The sequence below is a fragment of the Streptomyces sp. AC550_RSS872 genome (genome assembly GCF_019049285.1).
Taxonomy (GTDB): Bacteria; Actinomycetota; Actinomycetes; order Streptomycetales; family Streptomycetaceae; genus Streptomyces.
The window spans coordinates 53,126-70,895 of sequence record NZ_JAGMUL010000019.1 but is presented as its reverse complement, the minus strand read 5'-3'; the positions used below and the strand labels follow the sequence as shown (position 1 = coordinate 70,895).

15 protein-coding genes are annotated in these 17,770 nt (G+C 70.5%); 2 read left to right on the top strand and 13 right to left on the bottom strand.

Annotation, left to right across the window (positions count from 1 at the left end; all coding sequences use genetic code 11):
- The 12 genes from KUM44_RS45215 to KUM44_RS08895 form a co-directional block, all read right to left on the bottom strand.
- The coding region (locus KUM44_RS45215) for a zinc ribbon domain-containing protein (RefSeq protein WP_254389260.1) at positions 1-354 on the bottom strand (354 nt) is incomplete at its 3' end.
- Positions 355-357: 3 nt separating this feature from the next.
- Entirely contained in the window at positions 358-2,958 is a 2,601-nt protein-coding gene (locus tag KUM44_RS08945) for a serine/threonine-protein kinase (RefSeq protein ID WP_217207251.1), read from the bottom strand.
- 22 nt (positions 2,959-2,980) lie between these two features.
- Entirely contained in the window at positions 2,981-4,312 is a 1,332-nt protein-coding gene (locus KUM44_RS08940) for a hypothetical protein (RefSeq protein ID WP_217207250.1), read from the bottom strand.
- A gap of 43 nt (positions 4,313-4,355) precedes the next feature.
- Positions 4,356-5,333 carry a glutamate ABC transporter substrate-binding protein gene (locus tag KUM44_RS08935; RefSeq protein WP_254389270.1) on the bottom strand — a complete coding sequence of 326 codons (978 nt, stop codon included), beginning with the start codon at positions 5,331-5,333 and terminating at the stop codon, positions 4,356-4,358.
- Between the two features lie 164 nt (positions 5,334-5,497).
- Entirely contained in the window at positions 5,498-6,886 is a 1,389-nt protein-coding gene (locus KUM44_RS08930) for a hypothetical protein (RefSeq protein ID WP_217207256.1), read from the bottom strand.
- A 300-nt stretch (positions 6,887-7,186) separates the two neighbouring features.
- Positions 7,187-8,155: a BadF/BadG/BcrA/BcrD ATPase family protein gene (locus KUM44_RS08925; RefSeq protein WP_217207249.1), complete on the bottom strand. Its 969-nt coding sequence runs from the start codon at positions 8,153-8,155 to the stop codon at positions 7,187-7,189.
- Positions 8,146-9,411, bottom strand: a complete 1,266-nt coding sequence (locus KUM44_RS08920; protein ID WP_217207248.1) for a 6-phospho-beta-glucosidase — start codon at positions 9,409-9,411, stop codon at positions 8,146-8,148. The genes KUM44_RS08925 and KUM44_RS08920 overlap by 10 nt, the downstream gene beginning before the upstream one ends.
- Positions 9,412-9,415: 4 nt before the next feature.
- Positions 9,416-10,306 carry a carbohydrate ABC transporter permease gene (locus KUM44_RS08915; protein WP_217207247.1) on the bottom strand — a complete coding sequence of 297 codons (891 nt, stop codon included), beginning with the start codon at positions 10,304-10,306 and terminating at the stop codon, positions 9,416-9,418.
- A gap of 2 nt (positions 10,307-10,308) precedes the next feature.
- Positions 10,309-11,250, bottom strand: a complete 942-nt coding sequence (locus KUM44_RS08910) for a carbohydrate ABC transporter permease (RefSeq protein ID WP_217207246.1) — start codon at positions 11,248-11,250, stop codon at positions 10,309-10,311.
- A gap of 7 nt (positions 11,251-11,257) precedes the next feature.
- Positions 11,258-12,595, bottom strand: a complete 1,338-nt coding sequence (locus tag KUM44_RS08905) for an ABC transporter substrate-binding protein (RefSeq protein WP_308402543.1) — start codon at positions 12,593-12,595, stop codon at positions 11,258-11,260.
- A gap of 116 nt (positions 12,596-12,711) precedes the next feature.
- Positions 12,712-13,923 (bottom strand): ROK family transcriptional regulator, encoded by a 1,212-nt coding sequence (locus KUM44_RS08900; protein ID WP_217207244.1) that lies wholly within the window; start codon positions 13,921-13,923, stop codon positions 12,712-12,714.
- Between the two features lie 159 nt (positions 13,924-14,082).
- A complete protein-coding gene (locus tag KUM44_RS08895) occupies positions 14,083-15,384 on the bottom strand; it encodes an MFS transporter (RefSeq protein WP_217207243.1) in 1,302 nt (433 codons plus the stop codon).
- Positions 15,385-15,520: 136 nt separating this feature from the next.
- On the opposite strand from KUM44_RS08895, the gene KUM44_RS08890 reads away from it, so the two are divergent.
- On the top strand, positions 15,521-15,775 hold the full coding sequence (locus KUM44_RS08890) for a hypothetical protein (protein WP_217207242.1): 255 nt from the start codon (positions 15,521-15,523) through the stop codon (positions 15,773-15,775).
- 29 nt (positions 15,776-15,804) lie between these two features.
- On the opposite strand, the gene KUM44_RS08885 is transcribed toward KUM44_RS08890, so the two are convergent.
- Positions 15,805-16,899, bottom strand: coding sequence for a mechanosensitive ion channel family protein (locus KUM44_RS08885; protein WP_217207241.1), 1,095 nt, complete (start codon positions 16,897-16,899; stop codon positions 15,805-15,807).
- 327 nt (positions 16,900-17,226) lie between these two features.
- On the opposite strand from KUM44_RS08885, the gene KUM44_RS08880 reads away from it, so the two are divergent.
- Positions 17,227-17,763: an HNH endonuclease gene (locus KUM44_RS08880; RefSeq protein ID WP_217207240.1), complete on the top strand. Its 537-nt coding sequence runs from the start codon at positions 17,227-17,229 to the stop codon at positions 17,761-17,763.
- Positions 17,764-17,770: the final 7 nt, after the last annotated feature.

Here is a 17,770-nt window from a genome sequence, read left to right as displayed (position 1 = left end):
GGCCGGGGAGGCGGGGGAGCCGGTCGGGTCGGGGGACGTCCGGGGCCCGGGCGGGCCGTCCGGACCGCTCGCCGCCTCGGGCACCGGCGCCGCGGGCGGCGGTGACTGCGGGGGCGGCGGTGTGCCCGGGGGCAGGTCGTGGCCACCGGCGTCGTCCGGCGCGGGGGCGACGGGCCAGCTCATGCCGGGCACGCCAGGGGGCGCCGACGAGCCGTTCATGGCGATGGTCGGGTTGTCGTCCGGCCGTACGGGCACGGCGGACAGGTCGTATCCGCACGCACCGCAGAAACGGTCACCCGACTCGAGCGGCCATTCACAGCTCGGGCAGGCGGACAACTGGGGCATCTGCGACATCAACTACACCCACGTCCGGGGGCGGTAACGGTTGGCACGTTCCACCAGGTCGATCCTCTCCTCGCCGCCCCGTGCGAGCCGGGCCAGCGTGCGGTACGCGCGCTCCAGACCGAAACGCAGTCCACGCTCGTCCAGGCCGCTGCCGAGCAGCGTCCGTCCTCCGGCGGCTGGGGGAGGGGCGGAACCCTGGCCACCGGAGAGTATCCAGTCCAGCGCGCAGCCGAGGACTTCCGCCGACAACTGCTCCCGGCGCGCCGGGTCCAGACCGTACGCGTCCAGCGCCTCGACCTGGCCCGCGGCGGCGGTCAGGTCGTCCAGGAACGGTACGTCAGCGGCGGCCGCCGTGCGCCCACGCAGCCGGGCACGGACGGCCGCGACCCGGGCGGCCGTGTAGTGAATGGAGCTTTCCGGAACGGACTCCAGGGTCCGTACGGCGCCGCTGCGGTCGCCGGTCGCGAGCTGGACGCGGGCAAGACCGAACGCGGTGCTCACATAGCTCGGGTCGGTGGACCACACGAGGCGGTAGTACTCGGCGGCGTTGTCCAACTGGCCCAGCACCTCCGCACACAGGCCGAGGGCCACCTTGGGGGCGGGCTCACCCGGGAAGGCGTCGTAGATCGCGTCGAACGCGAGCGCCGCGCCCTCGTGGTCGCCGGTGACGAGCGCGGCCACACCGCGGTACCAGACGACCCGCCAGTCGTCGGACCGCTCGTCCTCCAGCTTCAGCAGCGCCTCGTGCGCGGTGCCCGTGTCGCCGTTCTCCAGCCAGGCCCGCACCTGCCGCAGGCGTGTCTCGGTCGACGGTGCCGACGCGGCGGCGAGGGCGCCGAGCAGCTCGGCCGGCGCGGTGGTCATCAGACCGGCGAGGAAACCCGCGTTGGGGTCGGAGGGGTCGACGTGCGGAACCGGGAGGGCGAGCGCGGCGGCGGGGGCGTTGGCGAGCCTGACGATGTTCGCGGGGGCGGCCGCTGCGGCAGCGGGAGTGGGGCCGGCGGCGATGGCGGGTGTGGCGGCCGAGGAGGGGGCGGGCGCGGCGGCCGAGGAGGGGGCGGGCGCGGTGGCCGAGGTGAGGGCGGCCGGCTTCCTCCCGGTGCGGACGACCCGCCCGCCGAGCCGCGACACCTCCCCGTCCAGCTTCGGGAACAACTCGGTGTCCGTGACCCGCACTTCGGGGCCGAACAGCGTCGACAGCGCCGGCCTCGCGCGCCCCGTCTGCACGGACACGACCTCGCGCAGTACGCCCGTCAGCTGCTCCGTCATCTCCTGGGCGGAGGCGAAGCGGCGGGCCGGGTCCGGGTCGGTGGCGCGGACCAGGAGGCGGTAGAAGGACTCGTACTGGCGGAAGACCTCGATGTTGTCCGGGTCGGGCAGGGAATCGACGTAGACGTTCGTGTAGCCCTGGAAGTCGAAGGTCAGGACGGCGAGCGTGCGGGCGACCGTGTACAGGTCGGACGCCACCGAGGGGCCGACGTCGGCGACTTCCGGCGCCTGGTAGCCCACGGTGCCGTAGATGGCCGACTCCTCGTCGTCCATCCTGCGCACCGCGCCCATGTCGATCAGCTTGAGCTGGTCCTCGGTCTGGATGGCGTTGTCGACCTTGAAGTCGCAGTAGAGGAGGTTGCGGCTGTGGAGGTGACCGAGGGCCTCCAGCGCCTCGATGCCGTACGCGCACGCCTGCTCGACGGGGAGCGGATCGCGCTTCCCGGCGGGCGTACGGCGGCCGTTGGCGATCTCCTTCAGCGACTTGCCGCCCACGTACTCCATGACGATGTAGCCGTCGAGCGAACCGGTGCGCTGGTCGAGGTGCTCGACGAAGTTGTAGATCCGCACGATGTTGGCGTGCTCGATCTCCGCGAGGAAGCGCCGCTCGGAGATCGCCGCCGCCATCGCGTCCTGGTCACCGGTGTCGAGCAGGCCCTTGAGCACCACCCAGCGGTCGGAGACCGCGCGGTCCACGGCGAGATAGATCCAGCCGAGGCCGCCGTGCGCCAGACAGCCCACGACCTCGTACTGCCCGTGCACGATGTCGCCGGCCTTCAGCTTCGGGACGAAGGAGTACGGGTGCCCGCACTTGGTGCAGAAGCCCTCCGTACGGCCCGGCCGCTCACCGCGCGCCCGGCCGACCGGCGCGCCGCAGTCCGAGCGCGAGCAGAACCGCTTGCGCTCGGGCACCTCCGGGTTCTCCAGCACCATCGCGCGCGGGTCGGGGCGCGGCACGTCCGGGACCTGGACCAGGCCGACGCCGAGCCGGCCACGGCCGCTGGAACCCGCCGTCGAGCCGGAGCTGCGCACCGACACCGAGCGGCCCGTGGAACGGCCCGACAGCGCGCGTGACAGCCGTCCCGACACCGAGCGCCGGGACTTCGACGACTGCGACGACGTACGCGAACTGCCACGACTGGTCGAGCGGGAGCTGCCGCCGCCCGCCGAGCCGTGTGAGCCCTTGCCGCCGCTCGTCACGCCGGTGGGCGGCGAGCCGACCATGCCGGTCGCCGAGACGACCGGTGCCAGGCCGCAGGTGTCGCAGTACAGCTCGCCGCCGCCCACGTCCTCGTACGCCCCGTCGCAGTCCGGCCGCTGACAGCTCTGCTGTGCCTGACTCATGACGACGACTCCCCCCTGACCCTCATGTCCCCGGGCCCCCGCGATCCTCGGGCTCGCGCGGCCCCGGTACGCGCGGGCCGCCCAGCAGTTCGGCGGCCGCGTGCTGGTAGCGCAGGACCGCCTGTTCGGCGACGCGCAGGTCGCAGGGCGCGCTCCACAGCATCCGGCGGGCCGCGTCGTACCGCTCGATGAGGAACGGGTCCTCCGCGAGGCCGTGCCGGGCCACCTTCGCCTTGTACGCGTCGAGGCGGCCCCGCAGCTCGGCGCGGACCGCCAGGGGCGCGGTGACCGCGGTCAACGACTCGCGGGCGCGCAGCAGTTCGTCCTCCGCCTTCTGCTCCAGGGACTCCAGGAGCGGGGACAGGCGGTGCCACTGGCCGTGTCTGCGGTACTCGGCGGCCGTCGCCAGCTGCTCCTGGAGCACGGTCGGCGGGCCGCTGACGACCGGCACCTCCGTGGCGGCGATCTTCGCCAGCACCTCGCCGCGCGCGGTGCGGGCCTCGGCGAGCGTACGGTCCGCGCGGGACAGCACGTCGCGCAGCTTGACCAGCCGCTGCTCGGCGTCCTGACGGACCGTCAGCACAGCGTCGATCTCGCGGCGTACGTCCTCCAAGGCGCGCGCCTCACGGTCGTAGACCGTGGTGTCCGGCCTGCCGCCGCCCGGCGCCGAACTCCCCTGTGCGGGAACCCAGTACGCGAGCGGGTCGGAGACCACCTCGGCGCGCAGGTTGGTCAGCGTGCGCGTGATGCGCTCCAGGTCGTCGCCCGCCGGGTGCTCGCCGGGGCGTACCCCGACGGAGTGCGCGAGGCGGCGGGTGCGCTGGAGTTCGGCGGCGAGTAAATCGATACGGGCGGGCAGCGCGGACCACACCGCGTCGGCGGCGACGACCATGTCCAGCGACGTCGCGTACAGCTCGTTCATCCGGTCCACCAGCGTGACCAGCGTGAACTGTTCGCTGAGCTTGCCCGAACCGCCGTGCAGCGTCGGGGCGTTCGCCGTGGTGGCCGCCGAGCCCGCGACGGTCACCGACTCGCCGCGCAGCAGTTCCGTCAGCTCCACCAGGTCGTCGCGGCTGGACCAGCGGCGGCGCGAGCGGATCTCGCGGGCCGAGCGCAACGCGTCCGTGTACGCGTCGAAGTACGCCCACAGCAGCGTGATCGACGCCTCCGCGGTCGTCCAGCGCTCCTTGGTGATGCCGGTGAGCTCGGCGCCTTCGAGGAGTCTGCGGCCCGCGTGGTCCTGGAGGGCGAGGAGCGAGGTCTCGATCGCCTCGTGCTCCTGGCCGAGCCGCGCCAGCGCACGGTCCACCTCGTCCCGGTCCATCACCGGCCCGGCGGGGTCCGTGACGCCCATCGATCACCTCTCGCTCAGTCGTGTTGTGCCAGTTGACGGTCGGTCACTTGTAGCGGGCCTCGGGAGGGGTGGCCGACGCCGATTCCTTGTCGCCCTGGTCCATCGTCGGGTGCAGCCACTTCTCGTACGACGCCTTCCAACCGCCGTCCTCGATGTAGTTCTCCAGGGTCCGGTTGACCTGGCGTACCAGATCGTCGGAGCCCTGCTTCATCGCCACGCCGTAGTACTCGTCCGTGAACAGACCGCCCTTCAGCTCCACCGCCGGGTCCTGCGCGGCCTGGCTGGCGGCCAGGGCACCGTCCGTCACGACCGCGTCGACCTGGCCGAGCTGCAACTTCACCAGGCAGTCGAGCTGGTTGGGGACGGTGGTCCTGATGTCGGTGGAGGCCGGGAGGTCGCCGTTCTTCCTGCCCTCCTCCAGGTTGTCGTACGCCGTGGAGCCCTGCGCCGAGCAGACCTTCTTGCCGGCCAGGGACTTGTCGTAGCCGGTGATCGCCGAAATCTTGGGGGCCAGGATCTGCTGGCCGGTGACGAAGTACGGGGCGGAGAAGGCGACTTCCTTGATGCGGCTGCAATTGATCGTCATGGTGCGGACCACCATGTCGACCTCGCCCTTCTGGATCGCCTCGATCCGGCGGCTGGTCGGGATCGCCTTGAACTGCACCGCGTCGCGGTCACCGAGTATGTCCTCCGCGATGCGGTGGACCAGGTCGATGTCGAACCCCTCCAGCTCACCGGAGGCGTTGTTCGGGTCGAGGTAGCCCCAGCGGTAGCTGTTGGTGTCGACGCCGACGATCAGACGGCGGTCCTTGCGGGCCTTGATGGCGTCGACGGCCGGGGTGCCGCCGCCGCCGGACGGGGCGAGGCTCTGGTCCTGGGGGTTCTTGCAGTCCTCCGCCTTCGCGTGGGTGACCCGGGTCACGCCCTGGCCCGCGGTGGCCGCGCCGGTGTCGTGGCTCTGCGGCTGGGTGAGGGGGAGCAGGAGGGCGACGGTGAGCGCCAGGGCGCATGCGGTCGCCATCGCGCCGACGCCGCCCCAGCCGCGGAGGATGGTGCGTAGGCGGCGGTGCCATGCGGTGCGGGTGCGGGATCGGGGTGAGCGCGGGCCTGCGGGCAGCGCGCCGGGTGGGGGCATGGCCTCGCCCGAGTTCGTGGTCTTGCGTGCGTTCATCGTCTCGCCCCCTCTCACCGGTACTCCGACAGCCTGCGGCCGATGCCGAGGACCGCGCCGGCCGCGCCCAGGACCGCGAGGACCGCGGCGCCGGTCGGGAGGCCGGTCAGCGAGCCACGGCCGTCGTTCGCCGCCTGCTCGAACTCGTTCCGTTCGTGCGTCAGCGCGGTCGCCAGTGCCTTGTCGACGTTGTCGAAGCACACGCTCGTCGGCTCCTTCGCGGCGCCGATCACACGGTCTCGGGCCGCCTGGTAGTTGCCGGAGTTGTTGTCGTCGCGGGCGATGCCGTGGCGGTCCTTCCAGACCTTCATGAAGCCGTTCGCGTCCTGTACGGGCTTCTTGCCCGCCGCGTCGTCCGCGAGGTCCTCGGCTCGGTCCAGGGCCTTGCCCAGCTGGTCGATCTGCTGGTCGTAGCCCCACTCGTACGCGTCCACGACCCTGTCGTCGGCGAGCGTCTTCGTGTCCGCGCCGCGGCGGACCAGGGTCAGGTTCTCGTCGCTGCGGGCGGTGAGCGAGGCGATGCGGGCCTGGTGCAGTACGTCGAGGGAGCGGACGCCGTGGTCGTAGGAGTCGTTCAGGCCCGCGCGCGCGACGGTGTGGGAGACGGTGAGCCAGAGGAGGATCACGAGTGAGGTGGCCGTGGCGGTGACCAGACCGTGGTTCAGGACCCTGTTCGTACGCCGGTAGTTGCGGTGCTGGGCCCAGGCGAGGGCGGCCAGGGCGACGATGCCGAGGCCCGCGGCTGCCCAGGGGAATGACTTCGCGTCCGCGTAGTCGTCGCGCAGGCGCTGGTTCTCCGTCTGGTAGAGCTTCTCGGCCTTGGGCAGCATGTTCTGCTGCATCATCTCGTTGGCCGCGCGGAGGTAGGCGCCGCCGACGGGGTAGCCCTGGCGGTTGTTGGCCCTGGCCGTCTCGACCAGGCCCTTGTACTCCGGGAGCAGTCTGCTCAGATCGGCGATCGTGTCCGCCGAGGTGGAGCCCGGTTCGGAGTTGGCGGCGGCCTTGACGAGCTTTTCGGCGGCGGTGCGGATGTCCTTCTCGTAGCCCTCGCGCATGGCGGGCTTTTCCTGGAGGCCGGCCAGGTAGCCGCTGGCTGCCGCGGTGTTGGCGTCGGCGAGGGAGCGGTAGATGTCGGCCGCGTCGGAGCTGAGGGGCTGGCTGCGGTTGACGACGTCGTCCGCGGCGGAGGACCTGTCGGTCATCTGCCAGGCGGTTACGGCGCCGAACGCGACGACCAGGGCGGCGAGGAGGGCGCCGATGATGCGCAGGCGGCCGGGTTCGGTGGTGGCGGCCGCGCGGAGCTGGTCGAATCCCTCGGCGAAGGCGGTGCGGCGGGGTGCCGTGGGGGGAGGCGATGGGTGGGTGTGGGTGGTGGGTACAGGCTGGGGCGGTACGGACGGCATGGTGGGCACGCTGGTCTTCGGCGTCTGTGTCACTGCTGACCTCCCCCATGGCCATCCGTCACCGCAAGTATCGCTGCCGGGACTGACATGCGCACCGGGCTTCGCCGGATCTTGATCGGATCGCAAAGCACGCTGTGCAGGAGCCCCCTGCCCATGAATACGCCGGAGGAATCAGTTCGGTTCCAGGTTCGAGGGCGTGGCGGCCGGGTATTTCAGCCCGTCCGGCGTTCGAGGACGAGGCCGTTCGGGCCGATGGGGGTCCAGGGGGCAAAGCCCCCTGGCGGGGGCGGGGAAGCGCTGTCAGCTGAAGTGTCGACGGAGGCGGGTGTGGGCCCTCGGTGGGGCCTTCACCGCGTCCAGGCCCAGGAGCGCCGCCCCCAGCACGGGACTCGCGGTGACCACGTCGGGTACCGCCTTGGGGGCGCGGGAGGTGAGCAGTTCGCGGATGCCGTCGATCAGTTGGGGGTGCCGGGCCGCCAGCACGCTCCCGCCCAGCAGTACGGGTGCTTCCTCCGTGAGGAGGTCCAGCCGGGTCAGGGCGACCGTCGCCATGGTGACCACTTCGTCGGCCAGGCGGTCGACGAGGCCACGCGCGACCGGGTCGCCGGAGGCGGCCGTGGCGAAGAGGACCGGCGTCAGTTCGTGGCGGCGGGCGGGGGCGATGTGTCCGAGGTGCAGCGCCTCGATCAGGGCGTACATGGTGGGGAGGCCGAAGTGGGCGGGGAGGGTGTGCGCCAGGGCCGTGGGGACTCCGCGGCCGTCCTCCGCACGGGCCGCGTGCCACAGGGCCTCCTCCGCCAGGCCCCAGCCGCCGCCCCAGTCGCCGGAGATACGGCCCAGCGCGGGAAAGCGGGCCGTACGCCCGTCGGGGCGCATGCCGACGCAGTTGATGCCGGCGCCGCAGACGACGGCCACCCCGCGGGGCTCGGTGACGCCTGCGCGGAGGATCGCGAAGGTGTCGTTGCGGACCTCGACGGTCGTGCCCCACGCGCGTGCGTGCAGGGCCGCCGCCAGTTGTTCCTCCTCCACGGGGAAGTCGGCGTTGGCCAGGCAGGCCGAGACGTGGTCGGCCGATGTCACGCCCGCTGCGGCGAAAGCCTGCCGCACCGTTTCGGCGAGGCTGTCCATCGCCTGCTCCACCCCTGCCGTGGGTGGCCGGAACCCGCCGCCGCGGGCCGTGGCCAGGACGGTGCCGTCGGCCGCCACCACTGCCACGTCGGTCTTGCTGTTGCCCGCGTCTACGGCGAGGACACATGCGGTCATGCCCACGCGAGGTGCTCCCGGTTGTGTGCGATCAGTTGGTCGGTGAGGGCTTCGGCGTACTCGTACTGGCCGATCAGGGGGTGGGACAGGAGGGCCTTGAAGACCCGGTCGCGGCCCCCGTGCAGGGCCGCTCGCAGGGCCAGGTCCTCGTAGGCCGTCACCTGGGCCATGAGTCCCGCGTAGAGGGGGTCCACGGGGGCGATGGGGAGGGGCTTCGGGCCCTTCTCGCCCACTGCTGCCTGTACTTCGATTACCGCGTCGTCGGGGAGGAAGGGGAGCGTGCCGTTGTTGCGGGTGTTCACCACCTGGTACGGGCTGCCTGCTCCGTTCAGCAGGGCCGCCGCCAGGTCCACGGCCGCCTCCGAGTAGTAGGCGCCGCCTCGCTTGGACAGAAGGCCGGGCTTCTCGTCCAGAGCCGGGTCGGCGTAGAGCGCCAGCAACTGGCGTTCCATTTCCGCCACTTCCGCGGCCCTGGAGGGTTTCGTGCGGAGTTCCCGTACTACGTCGTCGTGTGCGTAGTAGTAGCGCAGGTAGTACGACGGGACCACCGTCAGGCGGTCCAGGAGTGAGGTGGGGAGGTGCAGGTCCGCGGCGATCTTGTCGCCGTGGTCGGCCAGCAGCCTCGGCAGGACGTTCTCGCCCTCGGGGCCGCCCAGGCGCACCCCGGTCTCCCAGGTGAGGTGGTTGAGGCCGACGTGGTCCAGGTGGATCTGGGCCGCGGGGACGTCGAGGAGCGCGGCGAACTTCCTTTGGAAGCCGATCGCCACGTTGCACAGGCCCACCGCCTTGTGGCCCTCCTGGAGCAGGGCGCGGGTCACGATGCCGACCGGGTTGGTGAAGTCGATGATCCAGGCGGTGGGGTTGGCGCGGCGGACGCGGTCCGCGATGTCGAGGACGACGGGGACGGTGCGAAGGGCCTTCGCGAGGCCGCCGGCGCCCGTTGTCTCCTGGCCGACGCAGCCGCAGTCCAGGGGCCACGTCTCGTCCTGTTGGCGCGCTGCCTGGCCACCCACGCGGAGTTGGAGGAGGACCGCGTCGGCGCCCTCCACCGCCGCGTCCAGGTCGGCTGTGGTGGTGACGGTGCCGCTGTGGGCCTGGCGGGTGAAGATGCGGCGGGCCAGGGCGCCGATCAGTTCCAGGCGGTCCGTCGCGGGGTCCATGAGGACCAGTTCCTCTATCGGCAGGGTGTCGCGCAGGCGGGCGAAGCCGTCGATGAGTTCGGGGGTGTAGGTCGAGCCTCCGCCGACCACGGTGAGTTTCATGCCATCAACCCTTTACTCCGGTGAGCGTGACGCCCTCGACGAACGCCTTCTGGGCGAAGAAGAACACGAGGACCACGGGGGCCATCACCAGGACAGTGGCGGCCATGGTGAGGTTCCAGTCGGTGTGGTGTGCGCCCTTGAACGACTCCAGGCCGTAGGAGAGCGTCCAGGCGCCCGGGTTCTCGGACGCGTAGATCTGGGGGCCGAAGTAGTCGTTCCACGCGTAGAAGAACTGGAAGAGGGCCACTGCGGCTATGCCCGGTTTCGCCATGGGGAGGACCACTCGGACGAGGGTGCGGAACTCGCCGCAGCCGTCGACCCTCGCCGCGTCCAGGTACTCGTTCGGGATCGTCGTCAGGAACTGGCGCAGGAGGAAGATCGAGAACGCGTCTCCGAACGCCATCGGGATGATCAGGGGCCACAGCGTGCCCGAGAGGTCCAGCTGCTTCGCCCAGAACAGGTACATCGGGATGATGACGACCTGGGGCGGCAGCATCATCATCGAGATGACCAGCATGAGGGACAGGTTCCGGCCGCGGAAGCGGAACTTGGCGAGCGCGTAGGCCACGGGGACGGAGGACACCAGGGTGAGCAGCGTGCCCAGGCCCGCGTAGATCAGGGTGTTCCTCCACCAGGTCAGGAAGCCGGGGGTGTCGAAGACCTTGGTGTAGTTGCCCCACTTCCAGGTGTCCGGGACCAGGTCGCGGGTGAGTGCCTGCTGGTCGCTCATCAGCGAGGTCAGGACGACGAACACGAACGGCAGGGTGAAGAAGAGGGCGGCCGCGATGCCGAGGGAGTGGATCGCTATCCATTCCAGGAGGGCCCTGCGGCGGGCCGTGCGTTCGGCGACTGTTGGGTTTGCCAACTGAACTGGTTTGTCCAGCACTTGGGTCATGGTCAGTCACCTGCCTGGATCAGTCCGCCCCGGCGCCGCATCAGCAGCGCGGTGAACGCCATGGCGAGGGCGAAGAGTACGAGCGCGACCACACAGGCCGAGCCGTAGTCGAAGCGCTGGAAGCCGAGGTTGTAGACGAGTTGGGGGAGGGTGAGTGTCGACTTGTCGGGATAGCCCGGCTCGAACTGCTGGCCGGAGCCGCCGATGATGCCGGAGGCGACCTTTCCGGCCACCAGGGGCTGTGTGTAGTACTGCATCGTCTGGATCACGCCCGTGACGACGGCGAACATCACGATGGGTGAGATGTTCGGGAGCGTCACGAAGCGGAATCGCTGCCAGGCCGAAGCGCCGTCCAGCTCCGCCGCCTCGTACTGCTCCTTGGGTACATCGAGGAGCGCGGCCATGAAGATGACCATGAGGTCGCCCACACCCCACAGCGCGAGGGCCGTGAGGGCCGGCTTGGACCAGGTGGGGTCCGTGAACCAGCCGGGGGTCGGCAGGCCCAGGCCGTCGAGGAACGAGTTGACCGGGCCGGTGCCGGGGTTGAGCAGGAAGACGAAGGCCAGGGTGGCGGCCACCGGCGGGGCCAGGTACGGGAGGTAGAAGAGGGTGCGCAGGACACCCGTGCCCGTCTTGATCTTGGTGATCAGCAGGCCTGTACCGAGTCCGAAGACCACCCGGCAGGTCACCATCACCAGGACGAGCCAGAGCGTGTTGCGCAGCGCCGGCCAGAACAGCGGGTAGTCGTGGAAGACGTAGGCCCAGTTGCCCAGGCCGCGGAAGACCGGGGTGCCGAAGCCGTCGTACTTCATCAGGGAGAAGTACACGGTGGACACCAGGGGGTAGGCGAAGAAGACGCCGAAACCGATGAGCCACGGTGACAGGAAGGCCACCGTTCGAAGCGCCGACCTGCGGCGCTTCCCGCGGAGAGTGTGCGTGGACATCCGGACGCTACTTCGCCTGCTGGATGTCGGTGTCGATCTGCGCGGCGGTCTTCTCCAGACCGGCCTTGAGGTCCTTCACCTTGCCCGACTCGTACTGGTAGCCGAAGTCCTGGAGCGTCGTCTGGTACGTCGAGCCGTTGACGGAGGCCGGCGGGGTGTTCGAGTGCGGGTTCTGGGCGATGTCCAGGAACGTCTTGAAACCGGGGTCCACCTTCAGGTCCGGCGACTTCAGGGCCGCGAAAGTGGAAGGAACGTTGTGAATGGCGTTGGCGAAGGAGACGACGGCCTCGGTGTCGGTCGTCAGGTACTTCACCAGTTCCCAGGCGGCGTTCTGCTTCTCGCTCTGCGGGGCGATGCCGATGATCGTGCCGGAGAGGAACCCCTTGCCGTACTCGTCCACCTCGTCATCGGCGACGGGCATCGGAGCGGTGCCGATCTCGAAGTCGACGCCGGCCTGCTGGGCCATGCCCAGGCGCCACTCGCCGTCCAGCTGCATGGCCACCTGGCCGGTCTGGAACGGGTGCTTGGCACCCCACTCGTCACCGAAGGTGTTGCGGTACTTCTCCAGCTTCGAGAAGCCGCCCAGGTCGTCGATCAGCTTCTTCTGGAACGTGAACATCTCGGCGAAGGCCGGGTCCTTGGCGATGTTGGACCTGCCGTCCTGGTCGAAGTAGGCGTGGTCCCACTGGGACATGTAGTGGTCCACGACCGTCTCGTAGCCGTGGTACGTCGGCATGAAGCCGAGCTGCCGGTAACTGTCACCCTTGCTGACAGTCAGCCTCTTGGCGTCCTTCGCGAACTCCGACCATGTCCTCGGCGGGGACTTGATGCCCGCCTTCTCGAAGGCGTCCTTGTTGTAGTAAAGGCCGTAGGCGTCGCCCAGCAGCGGCAGGGCGCAGCGGGTGCCCTCGAACTGGGTGTAGTCCAGCATCGGCTTCGGGATGAGCTGGTCGAGGTCGAGCTTGGACTTCTCGATGAAGGGCTTCAGGTCGAGGAAGGCGCCGGAGGAGCAGAACTTGCCGATGTTGGAGGTCGTGAACGACGACACCACGTCCGGCCCGTTCGAACCGCCCGCGCGCAGCGCCTGGTTGAGCTTGTCGTCGTTGATGTTGCCGACGACCTTCACCGTGATGTTCGGGTGGGCCTTCTCGAAGCGGTCGACGTTCGCCTGGATCGCCTTCACCTCGGCGGGCGCGCTCCAGCCGTGCCAGAAGGTGATCGTCGTCCTGGCGTGGGGGTCGTCGGTGGCGGCGGACCCGGACTGGCCGGTACAGGCCGTGGCGAGGAGGGCCAGAGAGGCGGAGGCGGCCAGGGTGGCGGCCGTCTTGCGGGACCGTGAGGGTATGACGTTCCAGGACTTTCCGGGCATGGCGAGGTCTCCCAAGGGCGGGACGGGGTGGGTGAGGAAGGCGGGGGGTGGGGCTGAGAGGTCGAGGTGGGGCGTGGAGGTGAGGCGGGGCCTCAGCGTCCGGTGTCGAAGACCTCGTCGCGTGTCGTCGCGAGCGCGCTCTCCAACGCGCCCCGCAGTACGGGGTGTTCACGGACGTCACCGACGACGAGCCGCGGGCGGGCCGCAGCCAGCTCCTCCAACTCGTCCTGGACGAGGGCGCGCAGTACCTCGCCGCCGGAGGTGAGGGAGGCGCCGCTGAGGACGACCAGTTCGGGGTCGAGTACGGAGACCAGGGACGCGAGACCGGTGGCCAGTCGGGTCGCGTAGGTTTGCAGGAGCAGCCGGTGCAGGACGGTGTCCTCGGTGGCGGCTCGTTCGACGAGGGTGGCGGCGGCCTCGGCGTACGGCGTCGACGGGACGTTCGTCATGCCGATCTCGCGCGCTAGCCGGGGGATCGCCTGGGAGCCGGCCAGTTCCTGGTAGCCGCCACTGTTGGCTTTGGTTACCTGCCGGACCAGGGGAGCGCCGGGAACCGGCAGGAAACCTACCTCGCCGGCGCCGCCGGTCCAGCCGCGGTGCAGCCGGCCGCCGAGGACCAGGGCGGCACCCAGGCCGCCCTCGTTCCACAGCAGCACGAAGTCCTCGTGGCCGCGGGCCGCGCCGAGCCGCTGCTCGGCCACCGCCACGAGATTGACGTCGTTCTCGTACTCGACCGGCATCGGCAGGGCCGCGGCGAGTTCGTCGAGCAGCGCGGGGGTGTGCCAGCCGGGGAGGTGGGAGGCGTAGCGCAGCCGGCCCGTGTTGGGGTCGAAGGCGCCGGGGGTGCCGATGACGAGCCGGTGGACGTCGTCGCGGGCGAGGCCCGCCGCCTTCACCGCGCCGTCGAGGGCGTCGGTGACCTGCCGGGCCACGGGGTGGGCGGGGCGTCTGCCGGGGGTGGGCAGTTCGTACGACCCGACCGTGCGGCCCGTGACGTCGGCCACGGCGGCGAGGATGCGTTCGGGGGTGACATCGAGCCCGGCTGCGTACGCGGCGGTCGGATTGACCTCGTACAGCTGGGCGCCCGGGCCGGGGCGGCCCTCCGTGGTGCCGGTCGCCAGGACGAGGCCGGCGGCCTCCAGGCGGGCCAGCAGCTGGGAGGCGGTCGGCTTGGACAGGCCGGTGAGCTTGCCGATCCGCGTGCGGGACAGCGGCCCGTGCTCCAGGAGGAGGTCCAGGGCGGCACGGTCGTTCATGGCGCGCAGGACGCGCGGGGTACCCGGCGTACCGGCGGTTCCTGCCATGGGGTCGACACCTGCCTCTCGACTGACCAGCTTCTCAGCGATCTACGACGGAAGTCCATCCAGGATCACTGTTAGGAAAGTTTCCTATCTCGATGCCGAGGAACGTAGACCCGAACAGAAGGTGGCGTCAAGAGTGGTCTACACCAGGCAACCTCGTCGTTACTCGGCGGCGCTGCGCCGCGGTTCCCGCTCGTGGCGAGGGAGCAGGAGCGGGGTCGCCAGCAGCAGGACGCCGGCCAGGGCGATGGCGGTGCGCGGGCCGGTCAGCGCCGCCAGCAGGCCCCACAGTGCCGTCACGGCCGCGGTCGTCGTCTTGCTGGTGATCGACCACGCCGACAGGGTGCGCGTGGTCCGGTCCGGCGGGGTCCGGTCGAGACGGGTGGTGGCCAGCACCGGAGTGAAGACGCCCATGCAGGTGATCAGTCCGAACTCGACCGCCATGACGAGGAGCAGTCCGGACGTGCCCGGACCGACGAAGGCCAGGCCGACGGGCCAGCAGGCACGCAGGGTGCCCGTGGTGAGCAGGACGCGGCGTCGGCCGTAACGGGCGACCAGGGGCCGGGACAGACGTGAGCCCAGCAGGCCGCCCAGGCACGGCACGGCGAAGGCGAGGCCGTACTGCCAGGGGGAGAAGCCGAGTTGGCCGAGCATGAGGACGGACAGCAGGGGGGCCGGCGCCATGATCAGGGCGTTGACCGAGAGGGTGTTGAGGAACAGCGGGCGCAGGGTGGGGTGGGTGAGGATATGCCGCCAGCCTGCCGGGAGGTCGCTCATCCGCAGGCCCGAGGGGGCGGTGGGGGAGAGCCGCGTCCTTTCGGTCTGTTGCCCTTCCTTACCGCCGATCGCGCGGAGTCCCAGCGCCGACAGCAGATAGCTGACCGCGTCCGCCAGCACCGTCGTCATCGGACCGAACACGACGACCGCCATGCCGCCGAGCGGCGGGCCGAGCGCGGTGGCCGTCCATGTCGTCGCCTCGAAGCGGCCGTTCGCCACGAGCAGGTCTTCCGGCGGCACAAGGGACTTCAGATACGCCCCGCCGGCCGCGCCGAACGTGATGTCCGCCGCGGCGACCACCACCGACACCACCAGCAGTTGGCCGAGGTCGAGCCCGTCCAGGGCGAACGCGACGGGGATGCTGAGCAGCGCCGCGCACCGGATCAGATCGGCCGTGACCATCACCGGCCGCTTCTCGCGGAACTCCACCCACGCCCCGAGCGGCACCGCCACCACCGCCCCCACCGCGAGCCCCGAGGCCGCCAGCAGTGCCACCTCGGTCGCCCCGGCGTGCAGCACGAGGACCGCTATCAGCGGGAACGCGTCGAAGGCCAGCCGCGTCCCGAACGTACTGACTCCGTACGCCGCCCACAGCCACCCGAAGTCCCGCCCCAGCGACCGCCTGCCGCCCGCCACCTGCCCACCGCCCCGCCCTGGTCGGCACAACCATCCGTCGATCCGGACCATCCAAGCCAGCGGGACACGCCCTGATCAAACAACCGAGGGGTCAGGGCCGCACAACCACTGGTTGTCCACGCCCGTCGGCACTGCGAAGCCGCACATCGGCACCGTCGGAGGAGCGCCTGGGCTGCGCGGATGACGCGTGACCGTCGCCGTGCTGCTGCTCGCCCTCGCCTCGCTCACCGTGATCGCCGCGGCCGTGTCCTTCGTGTTCTGGGGGACACGGCCCGTACCGCACGGCGAGTGCGTGGTCGCCTTCTCCCGGATCACCACCGGCGACAGCGAGCCGGCCACCGGGCGTGAGCTGGAGGAGATCGCTCATCGGGAGTATGCGAAGGCGGTCGCCGAGGGGCGGTGCGAGGGGCCGTCGCCGCGGTGGCGCGGGTGGTTCGACTGAGGCCCGCGCCTGCTCCGGGCCCGCGCCGCCTACTTCGTCACGCTCGGCGGCGTCAGCGGTGTCGCAGCCTGGGCCTGCGGAGAGGAGGTGTTGGCGTAGGCCGAGGGGGCTGCCATGCCCGCCGTCGGGTCCGCCGTGGGCTCGCCGTCCACCAGGACAGGGGCGCGGCCGACGATCGGGATGTCGGCGGCGTCGAAGGCCCGCTTGACGCGCCAGCGCAGTTCGCGTTCGACGGTCAGGGACTTGCCGGGCATGGTCTTCGCCGAGACGCGGACGACCATGGAGTCCAGCAGCACGCTGTCCAGCCCGAGAACCTCGATCGGGCCCCAGAGGAGCTCGTTCCAGGGCTCCTCCTTGCTCATCTTCTCGGCGACCGCGTCGATGGTGGCCTTGACCTTGTCCAGGTCCTCGGAGGAGCGGACGGTGACGTCGACGCCGGCCGTGGACCAGCCCTGGGAGAGGTTGCCGATGCGCTTGACCTCGCCGTTGCGGACGTACCAGATCTCGCCGTTGTCGCCGCGCAGCTTGGTCACGCGCAGGCCGACCTCGATGACCTCGCCGGAGGCGACGCCGGCGTCGATCGAGTCGCCGACGCCGTACTGGTCCTCCAGGATCATGAAGACGCCGGAGAGGAAGTCGGTGACCAGGTTGCGGGCGCCGAAACCGATGGCCACGCCCGCGACACCGGCGGAGGCGAGCAGCGGGGCCAGGTTGATGTCGAAGGCGGACAGGACCATCAGGGCGGCCGTGCCCATGATCACGAAGCTGGCCACCGAGCGCAGGACCGAGCCGATCGCCTGGGAACGCTGACGGCGACGCTCGACGTTGACCAGGAGGCCGCCGATCGCCGTGCCGTCCACCGCCTGCGCGGTGCGGTTCATCCGCTCTATGAGCTTGGTGATCGCCCGTCGGATCGCCACTCTCAGCACGGCCGCGATCACCAGGATCAGCAGGACCTTGAGACCGATCGCGAGCCAGGTCGACCAGTTCTGCTCGACCCAGCTCGCGGCCTGGGTCGCGCTCTCGTGGGCGTCCTGGATCGAGGGCACCGCCGGGGTCGTCGTCTCCGACGGGGTCGGTGAGGGGGGCGAACCGGCGGCCAGTAGGTCGGCGGGCAGGGACACGGCAGGTACCTCCAGTGCAGCGGCCCGCCCCACCGGTAGGCGGTCAAGGTCGATCAAGGTCACGAAAAGGTCACCGGCGGGGCAGGCCCACCACACTATCGGGGCATCGTGTGTGGATCGGCGCGATGTTCGAGGGAGGAACGGTGCCCACCTGGGGATGAACTGGTGGGATGAAGAGTTCGTCGCCCTGGGGATGAATCAGATGTGGTTGAAAACACTCCCAGCCCGTTACCGGGACATGGTGGCGCTTTCACCAGGCAAGAGGGGAGACTGACTACAGATCGTCCCGGCGCGAGCCACGCGCCGCCGACGCCCAAGGAGGCATCCGTGCCGCATGTCCTGGTCCTCAACGCGTCGTACGAGCCACTCGGCGTCGTACCGCTCCGCCGCGCGCTCGTCCTCGTCCTCGAGAACAAGGCCGTATGCCTCGAGGAGTCCGGCGCCTTCATGCACAGCGCAACCGTCACAGTCCCCGCACCCAGCGTGGTCCGGCTCAAGCGATTCGTCCGGGTTCCCTATCGGGGGCCCGTTCCTCTTACCCGCAGGGCGCTCTTCGCGCGCGACGGGGGCCGGTGCATGTACTGCGGTGGCGTCGCAACCAGCGTCGACCATGTCATTCCGCGCAGCCGCGGGGGCAAGCACGTCTGGGACAACGTGGTGGCGTCCTGCCGCCGCTGCAACCACGTGAAGGCCGACCGACATCTCTTCGAAATCGGCTGGCGGCTGCGCCACAAACCCGCTCCACCCACCGGTCTCGCCTGGCGCATCATCGGGACCGGGCACAGGGACCCGCGCTGGTTGCCGTACTTGGTGCCGTACGGCGCGGAGGACGCCATGGCCCGGATCGACGGCATTTCCGCCTGACGTCCGG